Here is a 20,851-nt window from a genome sequence, read left to right as displayed (position 1 = left end):
CCGACGGCCTGGTGACGGCGATATCGGGCAAACCTGCTTCGCCGTCAACGCACTGAATTGTGTTATAAGGCAAAACCATTTCATCCCGACTATTGCCCTTCACGCTGGATTGATTCATGGCTTTAACCCGCCTTCTTATCAAAGATTTTCGTAATATCGAGCAGGCTGACCTGCAGCTGGCACCCGGCTTTAATTTCCTGGTGGGCGTCAACGGCAGCGGCAAAACCAGCGTTTTAGAGGCGATCCATACGCTGGGGCATGGCCGATCGTTTCGCAGTCTGCAGGCGGGCCGCGTAATCCGTCATGACGAGGCGGCGTTTGTGCTGCACGGACGTCTGGAAAGCAAAGAGCGGGAAATCTCCGTCGGGCTGACCAAAAACCGGGCCGGTGACAGCAAAGTGCGCATTGACGGCAGCGATGGACACAAGGTCGCGGAGCTGGCGCAACTGCTGCCGATGCAGTTAATTACGCCGGAAGGCTTTAGTTTATTGAATGGCGGCCCCAAATACCGCAGGGCCTATGTCGACTGGGGCTGTTTCCATAATACGCCCGGCTTCTTTAACGCCTGGAACAACATGCGTCGCCTGCTTAAGCAGCGAAACGCGGCGCTGCGCCAGGTTTCACGTTACAGCCAGATTCGTCCCTGGGATCAGGAGCTGGTTCCGCTCGCGGAACAGATCAGCCAGTGGCGGGCGGAATACAGTGCGGCGATTTCAGCGGAGATCACTGCCACCTGCGCCCAGTTTCTGCCGGAGTTTGAGCTGCGCTTCTCTTTCCAGCGTGGCTGGGACAAAGAGAGCGACTACGCCGAACTGCTGGAACGTAATTTTGAGCGCGATCGCGCACTGACCTATACCGCCAGCGGTCCCCATAAAGCCGATTTTCGTATTCGCGCTGAAGGGACGCCGGTCGAAGATTTACTCTCACGCGGGCAGTTGAAACTGCTGATGTGTGCATTGCGTCTGGCACAGGGCGAGTTCCTGACAAGCCAGAGCGGACGCCGCTGTATTTACCTCATTGATGACTTTGCTTCTGAGCTGGATGAGAGCCGCCGGCGCCTGCTGGCGGACCGGTTAAAAGCCACTCAGGCTCAGGTGTTTGTCAGCGCTATTTCTGCCGGACATGTAATCGACATGACCGACGAAAAGGGCAAGATGTTCCGCGTGGAACAGGGTAAAATAGCGGTTCAACCTGAAGATTAAAATGAGCGAGAAACGTTGATGTCGAATTCTTATGACTCCTCAAGTATTAAAGTCCTGAAAGGACTTGATGCGGTACGCAAACGCCCGGGCATGTATATCGGCGATACCGATGACGGTACCGGTCTGCATCACATGGTATTCGAGGTCGTGGATAACGCAATCGACGAAGCGCTCGCTGGTCACTGTAGTGACATCGTAGTCACTATCCATGCGGATAACTCCGTCTCGGTGCAGGATGATGGACGCGGTATTCCTACCGGTATTCACGAAGAAGAGGGCGTTTCCGCCGCTGAAGTGATCATGACCGTGCTGCATGCGGGCGGTAAGTTCGACGATAACTCCTATAAAGTCTCCGGCGGCCTGCACGGCGTGGGCGTCTCTGTCGTTAACGCCCTATCGCAGAAGCTGGAGCTGACCATTCGTCGCGAAGGCAAAGTCCATCAGCAGATTTACGTCCACGGCGTACCTGAGGCACCGCTGGCGGTCACTGGTGATACCGACATCACCGGGACCCGCGTGCGTTTCTGGCCAAGCTATGAAACCTTTACCAACGTGCGCGATTTCGAGTATGAGATTCTGGCAAAACGTCTGCGCGAACTGTCGTTCCTGAACTCGGGCGTGTCGATTCGCCTGGAAGACAAGCGTGATGGCAAAACCGATCACTTCCATTACGAAGGCGGCATCAAGGCGTTTGTTGAGTACCTCAACAAAAACAAAACCCCGATTCACCCAACCGTGTTCTATTTCTCTACCGAGAAAGATGGCATTGGCGTAGAAGTGGCGCTGCAGTGGAACGACGGCTTCCAGGAAAATATTTACTGCTTTACCAACAACATTCCGCAGCGCGATGGCGGTACGCACCTTGCCGGTTTCCGTGCGGCGATGACGCGTACCCTGAATGCCTACATGGATAAAGAGGGTTACAGCAAGAAAGCCAAAGTCAGCGCCACCGGTGATGATGCGCGTGAAGGCCTGATCGCCGTGGTTTCGGTGAAAGTGCCGGATCCAAAATTCTCCTCACAGACCAAAGACAAACTGGTCTCGTCAGAGGTGAAATCGGCGGTTGAGCAGCAGATGAATGAACTGCTGGCTGAATATCTGCTGGAAAACCCGTCAGACGCCAAAATCGTCGTGGGCAAAATTATCGATGCCGCACGTGCCCGTGAAGCAGCACGCCGCGCTCGTGAAATGACCCGCCGTAAAGGCGCGCTGGATCTGGCCGGTCTGCCAGGTAAGCTGGCGGATTGTCAGGAGCGTGACCCGGCGCTCTCTGAAATCTACCTGGTGGAGGGTGACTCCGCAGGCGGCTCGGCCAAACAGGGGCGTAACCGTAAAAACCAGGCGATTCTGCCGCTGAAAGGTAAGATTCTTAACGTTGAGAAAGCGCGTTTCGACAAGATGCTTGCCTCGCAGGAAGTGGCCACGCTGATCACCGCACTGGGTTGCGGTATTGGTCGCGATGAGTACAACCCGGACAAGCTGCGCTATCACAGCATCATCATCATGACCGATGCCGACGTCGATGGTTCACACATCCGTACCCTGCTGCTGACCTTCTTCTATCGGCAGATGCCTGAAATCATTGAGCGCGGCCACGTCTATATCGCCCAGCCGCCGCTCTACAAAGTGAAGAAAGGCAAGCAGGAGCAGTACATCAAAGATGACGAGGCGATGGACCAATACCAGATCGCTATCGCCCTTGATGGTGCAACGCTGCACACCAATGCCAGCGCGCCTGCGCTGGGCGGTGAGCCGCTGGAGACGCTGGTCTCTGACTTCAACAGCACCCAGAAGATGATCAAGCGTATGGAGCGCCGTTATCCGATGGCCATGCTGCGTGCGATGATTTATCACGACACGCTGAGCGACCTGAGCAACGAAGCAGAGGTCACTACCTGGCTGAACGGCCTGGTGAGCTATCTGACAGAGCGTGAAGCGCACGGCAGTACTTATCTGGCACAGGTGCGTGAAAACCGCGAACTTAACCTGTTCGAGCCGGTGCTGCGCGTCCGTACCCACGGTGTGGATACCGACTATCCGCTGGAAGCTGAGTTTATTCAGGGACCTGAGTACCGCAAAATCTGTGCTCTGGGCGGCAAACTGCGTGGTCTGCTGGAAGAAGATGCTTACATTGAACGTGGTGAGCGTCGTCAGCCAGTGGCAAGCTTCGAACAGGCGATTGAGTGGCTGGTGAAAGAGTCGCGTCGTGGCCTGTCGGTCCAGCGCTATAAAGGTCTGGGCGAGATGAACCCGGATCAGTTGTGGGAAACCACCATGGATCCAGACAGCCGTCGTATGCTGCGCGTCACCATTAAAGATGCGATTGGTGCTGACCAGCTGTTCACGACCCTGATGGGCGATGCGGTTGAACCGCGCCGCGCCTTCATCGAAGAGAATGCGCTGAAAGCGGCCAATATCGATATTTAATCGGTAGCGGACATTACAGGCCATCACTCAGGTGATGGCCTTTTTTTTGTGCCGTATGGGCGAAAACCCTGCGAGGCGGGTCCTGCTGCCCGTATGCTGCGACCCCGATCACGTTTTAACCCGGTCAGCTCCCTTACTCTTGCCTCTCTTTGCGCTATTCCGGCGCACTCATTTTTACAGGGAGTTACACCATGATTGTTTGCGATCGTCACGACTGGGACAGAGAACGTCACGCCTTTCATCCGGTCATCGATCAGGCGATAAGCTGGATTGCGGGAACCGATTTCAGCCAGCTGGACACCGGCAAATATGAAATTCTGCCTGATAACAAAATGTTCTGTCTGGTGCAGGAGATGATGACCGAACCCGCCAGCGCGCGTCGTGCAGAGTCCCACTTCAGTTACATCGATATTCAGTATCTGCTGGCAGGCACCGAGAATATTGGTGTGGCCCGCGTCCATGCCGACCAAAAAATTACCGAAGATTTCGCCCAGCAGCGTGACGTCGTTTTTTATCAGAAGATATTAAATGAGTCAGTGATTACGCTGCTGCCCAACATGTTCGCGCTGTTTTTCCCGCACGATATTCATCGCCCCTGCTGCGCGCCAGGCGAACCCGCAACTATCCGAAAAGCCGTGATTAAAATCCACCGCGATCTCTTTACCGCCTGACCCTGGCGGTTTCCTGGCCATTCCCGCCTGCCAGGAAACTGGTCAATGTGCGCTGAATCGCGCTAGCATTGAACAAAACCCAGACGCTACGAGGACTCTATGGCTATTAAATTGATCGCTATCGACATGGATGGCACCCTGCTCAATCCGCAACATGAGATCACGCCGGGGGTGAAATCCGCCCTGGATCGTGCCCGTAAGCAGGGCGTGTCGATTGTGCTGACCACGGGCCGGCCATTTGTAGGTATCCAGCGCTATCTGATGGAACTGGATATGCAGGCGCCCGGCCAGTACGCGATCAGCAACAACGGTGCGCTGGTTCATCAGGCGGCAGATGGTGAGTGTGTGGCAGAAGTGACGCTGACCTTTGACGATTACCTCTACATTGAGAATCTGGCGCGCGAGCTTGCCGTACATTTCCAGGCGTTCGACAAATCCCATCTTTACACGCCGAACAAAGACATCAGCGAATACACCATCCATGAAGCGAGCCTGACCGGCATTCCGGTGCGCTATCGCGCGGTGGAAGAGATGGATCGCGCTATGCGCTTCCCGAAACTGATGATGATCGATCGGCCCGCCCTGCTCGACGCGGCGATTGCCCGCCTGCCCGAGCATGCTCAGCAGACTTACACCATCCTGAAAAGTGCGCCTTATTACCTCGAAATCCTCGATCGTCGGGTGAACAAAGGCCAGGGCGTCAGAATGCTGGCGGAGAAGCTCGGCCTGAAGCAGGAAGAAGTGATGGCGATTGGCGATCAGGAGAATGACCTGGCGATGATTGAATATGCCGGCACAGGTGTCGCCATGGGTAACGCCATTGATTCTGTTAAGAAAATCGCGCAGTTCATTACCAGAACCAATATGGAAGATGGTGTCGCGCATGCCATTGAAGAGTTAGTGCTGTAACAGCCCTGTTCTCTGCCGGGCCGTTGCGGCCCGGCTCCCTTACCCCACCAAAAAAGCTGCACCGCAAAACGGAATCGCGTAATTTGTCGGGCAACGCTTTCTCCGTGGGTTTCATCATGTCAGAAAAACAGATCACCTTTGCTGCCCGTCAGCATCAGCTCACCAATATCAATGTCTGGACGGCCGACAGCCAGTGGCTGGCGTTTGACGTCCGTCCATCAGGCGCGTCCTTTACCAGCCAGACCATTGAGCGGGTCAATGTGATGACCGGTGACGTTGAAGTGCTCTATCAGGCTCGGCACGGAGCGCATGTCGGCGTCGTGACGGTCAGCCCCGATCTGCCCCCGCGCTACGTCTGCATTCATGGCCCGGAACATCCCGATGCCAGCTGGCAGTATGACTTCCACCACCGGCGCGGTGTGATTGTTGAGAACGGCGCGGCGGTGAATCTGGATGCCTGCGATATCACGCCGCCTTTTACCCCTGGCGCGCTGCGCGGCGGCTCGCATGTGCATGTCTTCAGCCCCGACGGTTCACGCCTGAGCTTTACCTACAATGATCACGTGATGCATGAGCTGGATAGCCGTCTCGATCTGCGCAACGTCGGTATCGCGGTGCCGCTGCACGCGGTGACGCCGGTTAAACAGCATCCACGCGAGTATGACGGCAGCTATTTCTGCCTGCTGGTGAGCCAGACCCGCGCGGAACCGCAGCCGGGCAGTGACCAGATCAATCGTGCTTATGAGGAGTGCTGGGTCGGTGAACGTGGCTATCAGAAACCGGATGGCCGCTGGCAGCGCTGGGCCATCGCTTTTATTGGCGATACGCTGACGGCGCAGGGCGAGAAGCGTCCCGAAGTCTTTATTGTTGATCTGCCAGACGAACTGGAGGATTACGCGCGCGCCGGAGAGAGGCCGCTGGAGGGCACCTGCGCGCAGTTACCTGCGCCACCGGCTGGTGTGCAGCAGCGTCGCCTGACGCACAGTCGTGGCGTGGCGCTGCAACCGCGCCACTGGCTGCGTACTGCGCCCGATGGCAGCCAGATCGCGTTTCTGATGGCGGATGCCGGCGCGGTGATCCAGCTCTGGACGGTTTCTCCCAACGGCGGCGAACCGCGTCAGATCACCGAACTCAGCCACAGCATTCAGTCCGCCTTTAGCTGGCATCCTGACGGCCAGTCAATTGCCTTTATCTGCGATAACAGCGTGATGCGATGTAATGTTGAAAGCGGCGCGTGTCAGCGTCTGACGCGCAGAACGGAAGAAGCACCGTCAGGTGACGCGGTAGTCTGGTCACCTGACGGGTCACAGATTGCTTTTATGCGTGAGGTGAATGGCTGGCGGCAGCTCTTTACAGTTGCGGCTGTGATCGCATAGGTGGCATGGGCTGCGCCTGCGCCAGGCTTTCCTGAGTATGCGCCAGCCTTTCGCTCTGCAGAATGCGTTCACGTGGGGAGTCGAGAGATTTGTCTTTGTCGCTACGGTAGTAGTCCCACGGCAGCAGCAGGGTATCCAGCACGGCAGAGAAAGGAAGATCGATTAACGCCAGCGGCTTCAGCGCCCAGCTGGTATCACCATCAGTCAGCATGTCGGCGCTGGCACGCGTGCCGGGATAATAGCCCTGACTCGCACCGGTATGAGACATCACGCTGGAACAGCTTGTTGTTGCCATTGCGCAGCACACCATTCCAGCCAGAGGTAAGGTCTTCATCAATTTCATCATCATCATCCCTTCAGTCATGGCATAAGCCTGGCTGAGTTGGCTTGCCAGACAACGTCAACACTCTGGGGCGAAGTCCGTCTGCGTCTGGCAAAAGTAGTCCTGAGTGTATGTCATTTCCGCAATTTGGCGAAAAAAATTGCATTTCGCCCTCTTGAAAATCGTTTTGTGACACCCATTTTTAGTTTACGGACGCACTCACCGTCGCCGCAAGGGACAGTGAGGTACCGTATCCAGCCTGTCCAATAGTGGAAGGTTGCCAAAACTTGCTGAATTTCAGGAGTCTTAATATGCGTAACTTTGATCTCACCCCACTTTATCGCTCTGCTATCGGTTTTGATCGCCTGTTTAACCTGCTCGAATCTAATCAGAATCAGAGCAATGGCGGCTATCCTCCCTACAACGTTGAATTGGTCGATGAAAATCACTATCGCATTACTATTGCGGTGGCCGGTTTTTCTCAGAGCGAACTGGATATCACGGCGCACGATAATGTGCTGATCGTGCGGGGTGCCCATCCTGAAGAGCAGGCCGAGCGTAAGTACCTGTATCAGGGAATCGCCGAGCGTAACTTCGAGCGTAAATTCCAGCTCGCCGACCACATTGTGGTGCGCGATGCCCGTCTCGAAAATGGTCTGCTGAGCATCGACCTTGAACGACTGGTGCCGGAAGAGGCGAAACCACGCCGTATTGAGATTCTGAAGTAATTTCTGACAAACGCCGCGTTAGCGGCGTTTCAGGCTGCTGAAAAACCCAAATTAGGGTGAGTCTGGCAGCAATGAATAAGCTCAATGCGCAGGGAACACGGTCAGAGGAGGAAAGCGTCCCGCGGCAGGGATGGCGCGGGCCGAGCATGCCATGGATGGCGGTTGTTGCGTCTTTCCGATCTGACTTTGTTCCCTTCGCTGGCTGGATCTTACAGCGAGCCAGGGCAGACTTTTTCAACAATCTCAACGCCGCGCATGCGGCGTTTTTTTTGCTCTTATGGCTATCTTCAAAGCTGCGTTCGCATCGCTAAACGCTGACCCAGCACGCCACCAAACACATTCACCAGCAGCCCCAGAATAATCACCACCGCCCCCAGCATCTGCTGACCAGAGAGGTGCTCATCCAGCACCAGCGCGGCGGTAATGATCCCTACCACCGGTACCAGCAGCGACAGCGGCGCGATACGCCAGGTTTCATAGCGACTCAGTAAATTCCCCCAGATAGCGTAACCGACAATGGTGGCGACAAATGCCAGGTAGAACAGCGCCAGCACGGTCTGCAGGCCGATGTGCAGCAGGCTATTAACGATGGCGGCCTGCCCCTCAAACAGCAGCGAACAGGCAAAGAAGGGAATGACCGGCACCAGCGCACTCCAGACCACCAGCGACATAATCGGCACACTACGGTTCCGCATAATGATCTTATTGGTGATATTCCCCAGCCCCCATGACAGCGCCGCCGACAGGGTCAGCATCATAGTCGTCAGCGTAATCCCGGCGCTGGTCTGCCCTTCCATCCCCGCCGTCGCCAGCATGAACATCCCCAGCGTGGCGATGATAATCCCGACGATATGATTCCAGCGTAGCTTCTCTGCCAGCAGCAGCGCACCCAGCAACAGGGTAAAGAACGCCTGCGCCTGGAGCACCAGCGACGCCAGACCGGCTGGCATGCCGAGCTTGATCGCCAGAAACAGAAACGCAAACTGACCAAAACTGATGGTCATGCCGTAAACCACCAGCCAGCGCAGCGGGATCGGCGGGCGCCGCACAAAGAAAATAGCGGGAAAGGCGACCAGAGCGAAACGCAGTCCGGCCAGCAAAAAAGGCGGCATGCCCTGCAACCCGAGCTTAATCACCACAAAATTCACGCCCCACGCTACTACCACGCACAGCGCTAACAGCATATCTTTTACCGACATCTGAAACTCCTTGAGCCGCCGTCAGGCGGTGATCGCAATCGGGGAGGCGATATCAGCACAACAGCCTTCACCCACGATGCGAAAATAGTCATCTGCAGCCAGCGCGATCGACTTCTCCAGCTCGCCCGCGTTAAACCATAATGTGCCGACCTGCTGCAGGCGGGTATCGACCCGCAGCGCCAGCCGGTCATCAAAACTAAACGGTGGCACCGCGCCCATCACACAGTCGGTCAGTGCCTGCGCCAGCTCTGGCGCGGCGAACGAGGACTTTTTGCCGCCGATGGCGCGCGCCGCATTTTTGAAATTGATCCGACAGTCACCCGGCACAATCGCCAGCACCTGACGCGATGGCGCACCGTCCGGCATAATGACCTCCAGTACCATCGCTTTGGCCGCCTGGCCCAGCGCGTTGCCACGGATCTGGCTGATCTGATCGGTCTGCCCGACCGCCTCATGCTCCACCACGCGGTAGCTGGCCTGATGCTGATCCAGCAGCGCAGTAATTTTTTCAAACGTCGTCATTCCCTTCTCCTCTTCTGGCAAAAATTCCTGCACAACCCGGCTTAGCTCCAGGCGATAGCGTGTTTCATCTTTTTATCGGTCAGCCCGAAAAAGAACCCCATGGTGATGCGGGTATCACCTTCAACCCGGTCTATCTCGTGATAAAAAGCCGGATTAAACAGGTAAATATCACCACTGCGTGGTGAAAATTCGCAGATCTCGCTGTTTTCAATCACGCCACTGCGGTAGCCCAGCTCACCGGCGGTTTTGAACTGCTCATCCTCCGGCGTCCACTTTTTGTTGTAGATACGCAGCGCACCACCCGCGTTGCACTCCTGCAGGCAGACCACGCAGCTGAGCTGATGCAGAATTTGCGTCACCACCAGCGAAGTCTGCGCGGCGTCGCGCACGATATTGTCGTTATGCAGCGGGTTGGCGACGCCATTGGCATGAAAGCGCACGATAGAACCGGCGTAATCACCATGACCCGGTTCGTGGGCGATGTTTAAGCTTTCCAGCCGCAGCGCATGCTGCACCCAGCCATAAATCTGTTCGCGCAGCTGGTTCAGCGAGGGCGGCAACGCCGGCTGGATATCACGCAGCTCGGTAAAATAGTTTTCGGGAGCCGCCGTATGGCGCGCCAGATAAGGGCCCAGCGTGGTCAGCGCGCCATTCGGATAGTGAGAGACACGGATCTTTTCCCGGCAGCGCTGCAGGTCAGCCACCACCGTTTCCCGCACCTCTGGCGTCAGGAAATTACGCAGCACCAGCAGCGGCACCCGTGCGGTGACTATGTCATCCAGCCAGGTCGATTCCACAAACATGTTGGGATTAATCACGCGGAACTGATTGAAAATAGCCATGTTTATCACTCCCTAAACGGTATTTCATAGAGTTCATGATTGTTCATTCGCCGCCAGCTGCCGGCGCTGCCTGGTATTGTTACGGGTTCAGAGGCGATCAGCGTGCAACCGTCCTGTTGCCGAAAATGCATCGTAAAATAGTCAGGAAAAGGGGTGTCGTGCGGATGCCACTGCCATGCCCAGGCTTTGTCGCGGGTGACAAAAATGGCATTGCCTGCGCTGCCGCCGGGTTCTATCTGCGCCATCTTTGCGCGCAGATAGTCGCGGGTGAAATCGGCGGGTGTGGTCTGATCCACCAGGTAGCGCAGATACTCTTCGGAATCGAAGCGGGATTCCGCCAGGCCAAGCTGGCGGTAAATCGTCGGCAGAAAGCCGTTATGCATCATGTACCACTGATGTCCGGCGCTGTTGCGCCACAGCGGATGCGAAAATTCGATCCCCTGATTTTTACTCAGCGTGGCGTGACGCACATGCACCGCCAGAAAGCGGCTGCGCAGGCGATCCACATCAATGCCCGGCAGGGCGTCGGCGAACGGGCCGGTGCCGTGCAGGGTCCGAATCTCGCCCTCTTCCAGCCACAGACAGCCCCAGCCGTTGGGATGCGATTTGATCGGGCCATCGTGTTCGGCGCCTTCACCGCAGCTCATGGCACGCGCCGCCTCTAAAATCTGTGCGCTGTCGAACTGACCATGCGCCAGAATCATCCTGCACATACTTTGTCTCTCCCGGCTGTAACGGATTGCGCGGCAATCACCTGCTGAAACGTGGTCATAATGGGTTCGCGCGCAGCGGCCGTCAGGCTGAACGTTGCCAGAATGCCCGCGTGTCGGGTCAGATCGGCATAGAGCGAAGAGCGGGGTGAAACCTGTAATGCCGGCAATCTGAGTGGTGGCAACAGCGCACCCTGCTGATGCTGATCGATCCAGCGTTCAGCCGCCTGAAGCTGCGCCGGTTGCCGTAACCGCAGCTGGCCGACCGCACCGGGTGGAGTGAAGGTAAAGGCAGGCAGTGCGCCGCCCGCTTCCAGCCGGAAGGTGACTTCCGCCCAGTTGATGCCGGTCGTCGCCTGCACCAGCGTCGCCACCCCCATGCCGGAGAGCCGAAATCCCATCTCCAGGAAATGTGGCACGCCATTCACCACGATGAAATCGATGTGAAACGCGCCCTGACGATAGCCAAAGGTTTCGCAGCAGAAGGTCATCAGACTGCTGAACGACGCTGGCAGGGCTGCTGCCGCCATCGCTACATGGCCCGATTCATAAAAGCTGACGCAGCCTTCGCTATCCCGGTGCTGCTCAATGACCTTCTGGCAGCAGGTCAGCGCCAGGGGATGCCCCTGATGCACTACGCCCTGCAACGAAAACTCCTCGCCGATCAGCGCACTTTCCACAATAAAGCCGCTGAAGCCGCGCCCGCCATAGTTCATGGTCTGTACCAGCTGTGTTACTACGCTATGCAGCTGATCGGCGCGCTCAATCAGCCAGATGCCCAGCCCGCCGCCGCCATCCACCGGCTTCACGACGCAGGGATAGATCAGCGCCTGTTCCGCATCCAGAATGCTGAGTGGCGAGGCAAAAAAGCGGAACTCCGGCTGCGGGAAGCGCGGCCAGGCTTTTTTCAGCGCCATGCGCTGCGCATATTTATCCAGCGGAATAAAGGCGGCGGGCGCGTCAGGCCCGGCCAGCATTTCGCGCAGCCGTCCGGCGCTGGCGTTGTAGGCTTCAAAGCCCGCCAGCACCACCAGCGGATGCGCCAGTAAACCGGCGTGGAGATAGGCCTGCATGACCTCCCACGGATTATCAGGACGGTCGAGGCGGATGATCAGATCAAACGGCAGCGCCAGGCTTAACGACTGGTAATCGACAAAATCGCCCATTTCCGCCAGCACGGTGAAATAGCCATCGCGCTTTGCCACCTCGCAGTAGGGGTTCTGTCCATCGCGGGTGGCGCCAATTTGCAGGAAAATCTTTTTCATCGCCTTGCCTTACCGGGTTAACGCCCGGAAATGATTTCTGTCACGATGTCGTTGAGCACACCGTTATTGACCTGAATCACTGCTTTATGGGGATCAAAACGCAGGACGCGCGACAGCGGATCGCGGCTTTTGCCCTCCAGCAGCGAACTGACCGGCTTACTCTGCCAGCAGTGCCGCATCTGCGTCAGCGTCAGGCCAGAGAGCTGTGTTAACTGCTGTGCCAGTGCGAGATCCTCGCTGCGCTGCTCAAGCAGGTCGCGAATGATGGTTTCATCCAGCGCAATCTGCTGCTGCGACAGCCACTGTCCGAGCTGTTCTCCCTGTGCCAGGAAGGGTGAGTAGATCATGCAGATCAGCTGGTCGTCGTTAAGGTCAAACGTCTGCAGGGCAAAGTCCGCCGCTCGCTGCCGCTGCTGGTAGATGGCGTCGTCATCCTGATAACGCGCGGCCATCTCATCAATCAGCTGTGGCGGAAAATCTTTCTTAACCATCAGCCCCAGCGCAAAGCGCACATATTCGCGGATCCCTTCGGCATAGTTACGCTGCAGCAGCGTTTCTGCCCGCAGTCCGCGCAGATGGGCCATCAGTGTCGGATTACCGCAGTCGGACTCAGAAAAGCTGAACATCAGCTCATCAAAACGGAAACGCATAAATTCGCTGAGCAGCGCCCAGTGCGCGCCCGCTTCATAGGCGGTGTCCTGATAGATGTTGAAAAACAGCGGATCGCGCGCCAGTTGGTGGGTAATGCGGTGTGCGGGTGTCAGTTGATCGGCACCGTAAACGTCAGAGAAGTAGCGCTCAGCCACGCCGTCCAGCGTCTGGAGAAAGCCGCTGAAGCCCCGGTCTTTGTCCGCTACCGGCGCATCAAACAGCCGTGAAAGGTGCCGCGCCCAGGCAACATAGGCAGCCTGCTCCTGCGGCGAGTCGCCGGTAACAATCAGATCCACGCCGCCGTTGTAGTCTGCCGCCAGGCCAAAGGAGTTCACCATGCTGAGATTACAGGCATTGCAGAAGGTCGAGCGCCCATCGGCGCGAAAGCGGTGGCCATTCATCAGCACATCATGGCGGTTCTGCTGCCGCACGCTCTCCGGCATCGGCAGGTCGCGGGTAAACGGCCGGATCAGCAGGCCATCCACCACCAGACATTCCGCCCGTTCATCGTCATGCATCGCCAGCGCCTGATACACGCGATGGATATTCTCCATCACGCTCTGATTCATCGCCGCATGGCGGTTGGTGCTGACCCGAAGAGAGAAAGTGCTGCCCTGCTGCTGCCAGATCAGGCCCTGAATGTATCGCACATACGCCACCATGTAGCTGCTGTCTTTTCCGCCGCCATAGGCGAGAAGCACACGGTTGTTCTCCAGCTGCAGCTTATCCGGTAACGCCGCCAGCAGGCGGGCGGAGCAGCGCTGAGCCGACTCCATGATCGCGGGCGACAGATACGCTTCAATCTCCTTCATCATGGCGGGCAGATTATTCATTTCTCGCATTTCCCTCAGGTGAACAGAATCGCTTTATGGCCTGAAGCCCGGTGGCTGGCGGGGTCGCCGTGCCGTTCAGCATCATGAATAATTAAGAGATGCAGCCTAAAGTACTTTGAATGTACTCTGTTGAATATGCACAGATCAGCGCGATATGGGGTGGAACAGATGGCCGATGTTATCGGGGAACAGGAGAGTCAGAGCAGTCGTTACCGCCAGATAGCAGAACAGATCAAGCAGGCTATTCATGCCGGTTCGCTGGCTCCCGACAGCCGTCTGCCGTCGGTACGCACGCTGGCGACGCAGTACAATGTCAGCCTCACCACCGCCCTGAAAACATTGCGCACGCTGGAAGATGAGCGCTACGCCGTCGCCCGGCCTAAATCGGGCTTTTTTGTCGCCCCGCAGCGGCCTTCTTCACGTCAGCTGCCCGCCATCAGCGAACAGCCACACGCCATCGCACCGCTGGATGAACAGACCGAACTGCATCTGGCGATGCTTGGCTCAGACTGCCGGGTGCGCCTCGATCTGGCTAACGGCGACAGCGCGCTCTATCCTGTCAAACGCATCGGCCTGCTGATGCGCAAGATGGGCTACAGCAAACCGGCCCTGCTCGGCAATACGGTCAAGGGCACCGGCTATGCGCCGCTGAAAACCGAGATTGCCCGCCGCGCGGTCGATTATGGCTGCAATATCAGCGCCGACGATATTCTGATCACCAACGGCTGTATCGAGGCGATCTCACTGTCGCTGCGCGCCACCACCCAGCCGGGTGATGTGGTCGCCGTAGAGTCACCCTGCTATTTCGTGCTGCTGCAGATGCTGCATAACCTCAATTTACGGGTAATTGAAGTGGAAGCCGGGCCGGAAGGGTATGTGAATGTGGCAAAGCTGACCGGCCTGTTTCAGCGCAAGGCGGTACGGGTCTTTCTCACCCTGTGCAACGTCAATAATCCGCTGGGCAAGAGTATTCCCAACGAGCATAAAGCCTATATTGCGCGGCAGGCGGATGAGAACGATGTAGTGATCATTGAGGATGATATTTTTGGCGATACCGCCTTTGGTGAGCGTCGCCCCTTCCCGATGCGTGCCTTCAGCCCCAACGCCATTCTCTGCAGCGGCTTCTCTAAAACCGTGGCACCGGGCATTCGTATTGGCTGGGTGCACAGCGTCAATTACATGCGCAAAATCGCCTCGCTGAAATATACCTCCACCATGGGCACCTCCGTGCTGTCACAGGCGGCGGTGGCTGAGCTGCTGCGCAGCGGTGGCTATGATGCGCATCTGCGCAAACTGCGGCGCGAGCTGGCGCGCCAAATCCGTGAAATGCGGCAGTCGGTATTGCGGGAATTTCCGGCGGGAACCCGGGTGTCCGATCCGGAGGGAGGCTATGTGCTGTGGGTGGAAATGCCACGGGGGGCACTGAACGTGCGCGAGCTGTTTCTGAAAGCGCGCAATGCGGGCATCGGGATTGCGCCCGGCCACATTTTTGCTACCGATCAGCGCTACGATCACTGTTTCCGGCTGAATGCCGGTTTCGGCTGGAATGCGGAGGTGGAACAGGCGATTCAGCAGCTGGCACAGTGGTGCCAGCTGTCGTTAACCGATTCACAGGAACAGCAGAATTAACTGTCGCGCCAGGCGATCTCAACCTCTTCCGCCAGAATCTGCACTGCCCGCTCGATGTTCTCTGCATCCGGCACGTAGTTCATCCGCATACATTGATGAGTGTGCGGCCACGCCTGTTCCAATCCCGGGAAGAAGAAGTGGCCTGGCACCATCAGTACGCCGCGCGCTTTAAGCCGCTGATAAAGCAGTTCGGTGGTGATCGGCAGATCGCGGAACCAGAGCCAGAGGAAAATCGCCCCTTCCGGCTTATGGATCAGGCAGCGATCTTCCGGCAGATAGCGCCGCAGGATCGCGATAGTCTGCTGCACCTTCTGCTGATAGAACGGCTTAATCACCTCTTCGGAGAGCCGCAACAGATCGCCACGACGAATCATCTCATTGGCGATGGCCGGTCCGATGCTGCCTGGCGCCAGGCTGATGATGCCGTTCATATTGCTCAGCGCAGTAATGGTCTTCTCATCCGCGATAATAATGCCGCAACGCGCACCCGGCAGGCCCAGCTTCGACAGACTCATGCAGAGAATGATATTGGGATTCCACAGCGGGCGCACCTCGCTGAAGATGATGCCGGGGAACGGCACGCCATAGGCATTGTCGATTAGCAGCGGTACGTCATGCTGCTGTGCCAGCGCATCGAGCTGCATCAGCTCATCATCGGTGATCACATTGCCGGTGGGGTTGGTCGGGCGCGATACGCAGATTAACCCGACATCATCGTTCATCGGCAGATGCTCGAAATCGACATGATATTTAAACTGGCCTTCCGGCAGCAGCTCAATGTTCGGCTTCGCCGACACAAACAGATCGTCTTCCAGACCGGCATCCGCATAGCCAAGATACTCAGGCGCCAGCGGGAACAGCACCCGCTTTTTGCTGCCATCGGCCCGGCGACCGGCGTACAGGTTAAACAGATAGAAGAAGGCGCTCTGGCTGCCGTTGGTCAGCGCGATGTTCTCTGCGGTAATCGGCCAGCCAAGCTGTTCGCTCAGCAGTCCGGCCAGCGATTCGAGCAGCGTCGCTTTGCCACGCGGACCGTCATAATTGCACAGTGCCTCGCTGAGTTTGCCCTCCTCATGCATCTGCTGCAGCAGTTGCTGAAAATAGTCGTTCATGGCCGGAATTTGCGCCGGATTGCCGCCACCCAGCATGATGGTGCCGGGCGTACGCAGGCCTGCGCCCATATCTTCCATCAGACGTGAGATGCCGGAATGTTGGGTAAATTTGTCGCCGAACTGAGAAAAGGACATAGCGGTTAAATATTTGTGATAGCGAATCGGGGGTCCACCATAACGCCCGCCATCGGCGGGCGCAATGGGAAGGCGTGGGGATTACTTCAGCGCCTGCGGGTTCACGCAGTTTTTCTCAACGTTTCCGCCGAGCGCGGCGATGAGATTCTCTACCGCATCCTGCATCATGCCGTAACGGGTTTCATGCGTGGCGGAACCGATGTGCGGCAGCGTCACCACGTTAGGCAGTGACAGCAGCGGAGAGTCGGCAGAGACCGGCTCCTGCTCAAACACATCCAGCCCGGCAGCATGCAGTTTGCCCGCCTGCAACGCGGCGATCAGCGCCTGCTCATCCACCACCGGCCCGCGACCGGCGTTGATCAGCACTGCATCCGGCTTCATCAGTTCCAGTTCGGCAGCACCGATCAGATGGTGCGTCTCTTCCGTCAGCGGCAGGCTGATGCAGACGAAATCACTCTGCTTCAGCAGCGCCTCCAGTTCACAGCGCTGCGCGCCAAAGCGCGACTGCGCCTCTTCATGTTCGCGGCGGGCGTTGTAGAGGATTTTCATGCCGAAGCCAAAGTGGGCGCGCTGCGCCAGCGCCATCCCGATGCGTCCCATGCCGAGAATACCCAGCGTTTTATGGTGCACGTCGATGCCAAACTGCGCCGGACCAATGCTCTTCTGCCAGTTGCCCGCTTTCACCCAGGCATCCAGTTCCGGCACCCGGCGCGCCGTGCTCAGCACCAGCGCCATCATGGTGTCCGCCACGGTTTCGGTCAGCACGGTTGGAGTGTGCATCAGCACCACGTGACGCTGATTCAGTGCATCAACATCGAAATTGTCATAGCCCACAGAGACGCTGGAGCAGACGCGCAGATTGGGCATTTTCGCCAGCAGCTCGCCATTTACTTTACCGCCCGATCCCAGCAGCCCTTCTGCCTGCTGAAACACCGCAGCGTGCTGCTGCTGGCTTTCCGGCGACAGATCGCTGATTTCCGTCACGTCACACTGTTCAGCCAGGCGTGCGTAGAGATCGTCAGGCAGTTTTTTATAAAGAATTACAGCGGGTTTCATTCGGTGGCTCCCGTTCAATAAGTAGCGGGCGGCTTGCAGGCCGCCCGGAGAAACAGAGATTAACGATTACGCTTTTAATATGCTGACTAAACCTTAGGCGCTTATGAATCAGCACTCTCTAGCGTTTACGCTTTCAGGCCGGTTTCGCACCCTGCAGCGGCGGGGCTTTATTCTGCGCCGGTTTCACAATCAGCGTCAGCCACACCGAAACCAGCAGGGCCGATCCCATAAAAATGTAAGACGCCGAAGGACTGCCGGTAGCACCATTAAGATAGCCGACAATCCATGAACCGATGAACGACCCCAGCGCGCCCATGCTGTTGATCAGCGCCATCGCGCCACCGGCGACATTACGTGGCAGCATCTCAGGAATAATGGCGAAGAACGGTCCATAAGGCGCATACATCGCGGCTCCGGCAATCACTAACAGGGTGTAGGACATCCAGAAATTGTTCGATCCCACCAGATACGAGCCGAGGAATGCCAGCGCACCAATCAGCAGCAGCGGCCAGACGAACAGCTTACGATTTTGGGTTTTGTCCGACGCCCAGGAGACCACCACCATCGCAATGGTCGCTGCCAGATAAGGGACGGCAGAGAGCCAGCCCGCTTCTACCATGCCCATCTGCGTACCGTTGCGCAGAATCGATGGCAGCCACAGCACAAAGCCATACACGCCGATGCTCCAGGCAAAGTACTGCAGGCAGAGAAGGATGACGTTGCGGTTACGGAACGCTTCGCCGTAGTTACGCACTGCTTTAATGTTTTCCTGCTCTTTCTGCAGTTCAGCCTGTAATGCCGCTTTCTCGGCATCACTCATCCAGCGCGCCTGTGCCGGTTTATCCTGCACCAGGAACCACCAGGCAATCGCCCAGACCACCGCCGGAATCCCTTCGAAGATAAACATCTCGCGCCAGCCAAAGGATTCAATCAGATAGCCCGACACCACAGACATCCATAGCACCGTGACCGGATTACCCAGAATCAGGAAGGTGTTGGCGCGCGAACGTTCCGATTTAGTGAACCAGTTGCTGATGTAGATCAGCATCGCGGGCATCACGGCGGCTTCCACGACGCCCAGAACAAAGCGAATCGCGGCCAGCATCGGAATGTTACTGACCACGCCGGTCAGCGAGGCACAGCCGCCCCACAGGATCAGACAGACGAAAATCAGTTTCTTGACGCTGCGGCGTTCGGCGTAAATCGCACCCGGGATCTGAAAGAAGAAGTAACCCAGGAAGAACAGCGCACCCAGCAGCGAAGACATGCCTTTGGTGATGCCGAGATCGTCATTAATCCCGGCAGCAGAAGCGAAGCTAAAATTTGCACGATCGAGATACGCCAGGCTGTAGGTGATAAACACGATGGGCATGATGAACCACCAGCGTTTTGGCGCGATTGTCTGCTTTTTCATCGGGAACTCCTGTGACTGTAGAGGGGCGCGAACTACACGTCGCCCAGTTGCTGACGCGTCGGCAGACCTTCGCTGTCACCAATGACCTGAATCGCCATCGAACCAATCTTGTTACCGCGGCGAATCGCCTGCGGCAGCGACTGACCTTCCAGCAGCGCGCTGATGACGCCAACGGCAAAGCCGTCACCGGCACCCACGGTATCCACCACGTTATCGACCTTGATCGCCGCAACCTGGCCCTGTTCGCCCTGCGCGGTTTTATACCAGGCACCGTCACAACCGGTTTTAATCACGACGGCTTTCACACCCCTGTCGAGATAGAAATCCGCGATCGCTTCCGGCTGGCTATAACCGGTCAGAATCAGCCCCTCTTTTTCGCCCGGCAGTACCCAGTCGGCATACTCCGCCAGCAGATTGAGCTGCTTACGCATCTCCTCTTCGCTGCGCCACAGCACCGGCCGCAGGTTCGGGTCAAACGAGATAGTTTTGCCGCGTGCACGCATCTCTTTGGCGGTGTGCTTCAGCAGTTCTAATGAGCTTTCTGACAGCGCCGCCGCCACACCGCTGAGGTGCAGATGGCGCGCCGAGCCGAAATAGTCCGCGTCAAAATCATCAACAGACAGATGGCTGGCCGCCGAGCCTTTACGGAAATATTCCACCAGCGGATCCGAGCCGTCATCCACTTTGGACTTGAGCTGAAAACCGGTGGGATAGCGCTTATCGACCGTCACACAGGCGTGATCGATCCCCTCTTTCTCCAGCTGCTGGCAGATAAACCGGCCAAAAGCGTCATCGCCGATACGGCTGACCCAGCCCACTTTCAGGCCAAGACGTGCCAGGCCGGTCGCGACATTGAGTTCCGCGCCCGCGGCACGTTTAACAAAGGTCTCTGCTGCGGCGAGGTCGCCGGTTTCACGGGCGATGAACATCGCCATCGCTTCACCGATGGTGACAACATCAAGCGGACCGTTGTGATGCATAGTGTGCGTCATATCTGTTCCTTACACGTTACGCAGCAGCGACACGTAGTGGCGCGTCACCGCAGTCAGATCGTCGCCTTCCAGCGGAAATTCAATACCGCGCGGCGCGCGGGCGGGCAGCTGTTGCAGCAGCGTGCGCCAGTGGTCATCAGCCTCATCCAGCGCAATCGCCCGGAAACTATCCTGATGCGGCACGGCGGCTTTAACATGCACATAGCCCACCTGCGCGGCCAGCTGCTCTGCTGCCTGATCGGCGTCTTCGCCGGTCCAGCACCAGTTACCCATATCAAAGGTCATGCTGATCGGCAGATCGGCTTCGCGTACCGCCGTGAAAAACGCGACGGACGGTGCCAGTCGGCCATGTTCGGTCTGGTCGTTTTCCACGGTCAGTTGAAACGGCAAATCCGCCAGCAGCGCCTGCAACGTTTCGCGAGGCAGCGCACCGGTAAAGTCTCCCAGCGCCACTTTCAGCCGCTGCGCGTTTAGCTGGCGTGCCTCTTCAACGTAGTGGGTTATGCGTGGATTGATTTCGCCGCCGTCACAAAACAGCGTATCGGGCACGGAATAGCTGGCGTGCAGCTGATGCTGCGCTATCGCCCTGGCCAGCGCTGGCAGATCGGCCAGTGCCGCATCATCAAGCAGTTCGCGGCGGATTTCGACCCCGTCAGCGCCCGCCTGCTGGATAATCGGCAGTAACGCAATCTGACCGCCGAGTGCAGCGATCTGCGTGTGGCCATAAGCGGCGGTCACCACGATAATGTCAGGTTTCATATTCAACTCCATGGCAGATTTCTGCCGATAACGAATAGAAAAACCCTAAATGGAACCGGTTCCAAAGCAAAGCAGCAAACTGTGAAATTATGATCGT

19 protein-coding genes are annotated in these 20,851 nt (G+C 57.3%); 7 read left to right on the top strand and 12 right to left on the bottom strand.

Annotated elements, in window-relative coordinates:
- The first annotated feature begins 116 nt into the window (after nt 1-116).
- The 5 genes from recF (at nt 117) to AC6I8C_RS00255 (ending at nt 6,585) form a co-directional block, all read left to right on the top strand.
- A complete protein-coding gene (recF, locus tag AC6I8C_RS00275; RefSeq protein ID WP_013359603.1) occupies nt 117-1,202 on the top strand; it encodes a DNA replication/repair protein RecF in 1,086 nt (361 codons plus the stop codon).
- Nucleotides 1,203-1,220: 18 nt separating this feature from the next.
- Complete coding sequence (gyrB, locus tag AC6I8C_RS00270) at nt 1,221-3,629, top strand: DNA topoisomerase (ATP-hydrolyzing) subunit B (protein WP_497821286.1); 2,409 nt, start codon at nt 1,221-1,223, stop codon at nt 3,627-3,629.
- Between the two features lie 191 nt (nt 3,630-3,820).
- A complete protein-coding gene (locus AC6I8C_RS00265) occupies nt 3,821-4,300 on the top strand; it encodes a NanQ anomerase/TabA/YiaL family protein (protein WP_497821285.1) in 480 nt (159 codons plus the stop codon).
- Nucleotides 4,301-4,399: 99 nt separating this feature from the next.
- The gene (yidA, locus tag AC6I8C_RS00260) at nt 4,400-5,209 is read left to right on the top strand and encodes a sugar-phosphatase (protein WP_497821284.1); all 810 of its coding nucleotides are present in this window, start codon (nt 4,400-4,402) and stop codon (nt 5,207-5,209) included.
- 116 nt (nt 5,210-5,325) lie between these two features.
- Nucleotides 5,326-6,585 (top strand): YidR family protein, encoded by a 1,260-nt coding sequence (locus tag AC6I8C_RS00255; protein WP_497821283.1) that lies wholly within the window; start codon nt 5,326-5,328, stop codon nt 6,583-6,585.
- Here the strand turns inward: AC6I8C_RS00255 and AC6I8C_RS00250 are convergent.
- The gene (locus AC6I8C_RS00250; protein ID WP_497823285.1) at nt 6,560-6,928 is read right to left on the bottom strand and encodes a YceK/YidQ family lipoprotein; all 369 of its coding nucleotides are present in this window, start codon (nt 6,926-6,928) and stop codon (nt 6,560-6,562) included. The genes AC6I8C_RS00255 and AC6I8C_RS00250 overlap by 26 nt on opposite strands.
- 290 nt (nt 6,929-7,218) lie before the next feature.
- Here AC6I8C_RS00250 and ibpA point away from each other — a divergent pair, with 290 nt between their 5' ends.
- The gene (gene ibpA, locus AC6I8C_RS00245; RefSeq protein ID WP_003849623.1) at nt 7,219-7,635 is read left to right on the top strand and encodes a small heat shock chaperone IbpA; all 417 of its coding nucleotides are present in this window, start codon (nt 7,219-7,221) and stop codon (nt 7,633-7,635) included.
- A 287-nt stretch (nt 7,636-7,922) separates the two neighbouring features.
- Here the strand turns inward: ibpA and AC6I8C_RS00240 are convergent, their stop codons facing one another.
- From AC6I8C_RS00240 to AC6I8C_RS00215, 6 genes are read right to left on the bottom strand one after another with little or no spacing between them, the layout of a single operon-like run.
- Nucleotides 7,923-8,834 (bottom strand): EamA family transporter, encoded by a 912-nt coding sequence (locus tag AC6I8C_RS00240; RefSeq protein WP_497821282.1) that lies wholly within the window; start codon nt 8,832-8,834, stop codon nt 7,923-7,925.
- Between the two features lie 21 nt (nt 8,835-8,855).
- Nucleotides 8,856-9,356, bottom strand: a complete 501-nt coding sequence (locus AC6I8C_RS00235) for a YbaK/EbsC family protein (RefSeq protein ID WP_497821281.1) — start codon at nt 9,354-9,356, stop codon at nt 8,856-8,858.
- A gap of 41 nt (nt 9,357-9,397) precedes the next feature.
- On the bottom strand, nt 9,398-10,198 hold the full coding sequence (locus AC6I8C_RS00230) for a 2OG-Fe(II)-dependent halogenase WelO5 family protein (protein WP_497821280.1): 801 nt from the start codon (nt 10,196-10,198) through the stop codon (nt 9,398-9,400).
- Between the two features lie 5 nt (nt 10,199-10,203).
- Nucleotides 10,204-10,911, bottom strand: coding sequence for a class II glutamine amidotransferase (locus AC6I8C_RS00225; RefSeq protein ID WP_135907363.1), 708 nt, complete (start codon nt 10,909-10,911; stop codon nt 10,204-10,206).
- Nucleotides 10,899-12,173 (bottom strand): ATP-grasp domain-containing protein, encoded by a 1,275-nt coding sequence (locus AC6I8C_RS00220; RefSeq protein WP_497821279.1) that lies wholly within the window; start codon nt 12,171-12,173, stop codon nt 10,899-10,901. The genes AC6I8C_RS00225 and AC6I8C_RS00220 overlap by 13 nt, the downstream gene beginning before the upstream one ends.
- 17 nt (nt 12,174-12,190) lie before the next feature.
- The gene (locus AC6I8C_RS00215) at nt 12,191-13,657 is read right to left on the bottom strand and encodes a hypothetical protein (protein ID WP_497821278.1); all 1,467 of its coding nucleotides are present in this window, start codon (nt 13,655-13,657) and stop codon (nt 12,191-12,193) included.
- A 168-nt stretch (nt 13,658-13,825) separates the two neighbouring features.
- On the opposite strand from AC6I8C_RS00215, the gene AC6I8C_RS00210 reads away from it, so the two are divergent.
- A complete protein-coding gene (locus AC6I8C_RS00210) occupies nt 13,826-15,286 on the top strand; it encodes an aminotransferase-like domain-containing protein (RefSeq protein WP_497821277.1) in 1,461 nt (486 codons plus the stop codon).
- Here the strand turns inward: AC6I8C_RS00210 and AC6I8C_RS00205 are convergent.
- The 5 genes from AC6I8C_RS00205 to AC6I8C_RS00185 all read right to left on the bottom strand — a co-directional run bounded on the left by AC6I8C_RS00205 (nt 15,283) and on the right by AC6I8C_RS00185 (nt 20,754).
- Complete coding sequence (locus AC6I8C_RS00205; protein WP_013359590.1) at nt 15,283-16,533, bottom strand: valine--pyruvate transaminase; 1,251 nt, start codon at nt 16,531-16,533, stop codon at nt 15,283-15,285. The two genes, AC6I8C_RS00210 and AC6I8C_RS00205, sit on opposite strands and share 4 nt — an antisense overlap.
- A gap of 81 nt (nt 16,534-16,614) precedes the next feature.
- Nucleotides 16,615-17,589, bottom strand: coding sequence for a glyoxylate/hydroxypyruvate reductase GhrB (gene ghrB, locus AC6I8C_RS00200; protein ID WP_135907366.1), 975 nt, complete (start codon nt 17,587-17,589; stop codon nt 16,615-16,617).
- 133 nt (nt 17,590-17,722) lie between these two features.
- On the bottom strand, nt 17,723-19,003 hold the full coding sequence (locus AC6I8C_RS00195; RefSeq protein WP_013359588.1) for an MFS transporter: 1,281 nt from the start codon (nt 19,001-19,003) through the stop codon (nt 17,723-17,725).
- 32 nt (nt 19,004-19,035) lie between these two features.
- Nucleotides 19,036-19,995 carry a sugar kinase gene (locus AC6I8C_RS00190; RefSeq protein WP_497821276.1) on the bottom strand — a complete coding sequence of 320 codons (960 nt, stop codon included), beginning with the start codon at nt 19,993-19,995 and terminating at the stop codon, nt 19,036-19,038.
- A 9-nt stretch (nt 19,996-20,004) separates the two neighbouring features.
- Complete coding sequence (locus tag AC6I8C_RS00185; RefSeq protein WP_497821275.1) at nt 20,005-20,754, bottom strand: sugar phosphate isomerase/epimerase family protein; 750 nt, start codon at nt 20,752-20,754, stop codon at nt 20,005-20,007.
- Nucleotides 20,755-20,851 lie beyond the last annotated feature (97 nt).

The organism is Pantoea sp. X-Soil-YNGN-844, assembly GCF_059730595.1.
Note: the sequence above shows the minus strand (reverse complement) of the source record. Positions and strands in the feature narration are given on the sequence as shown.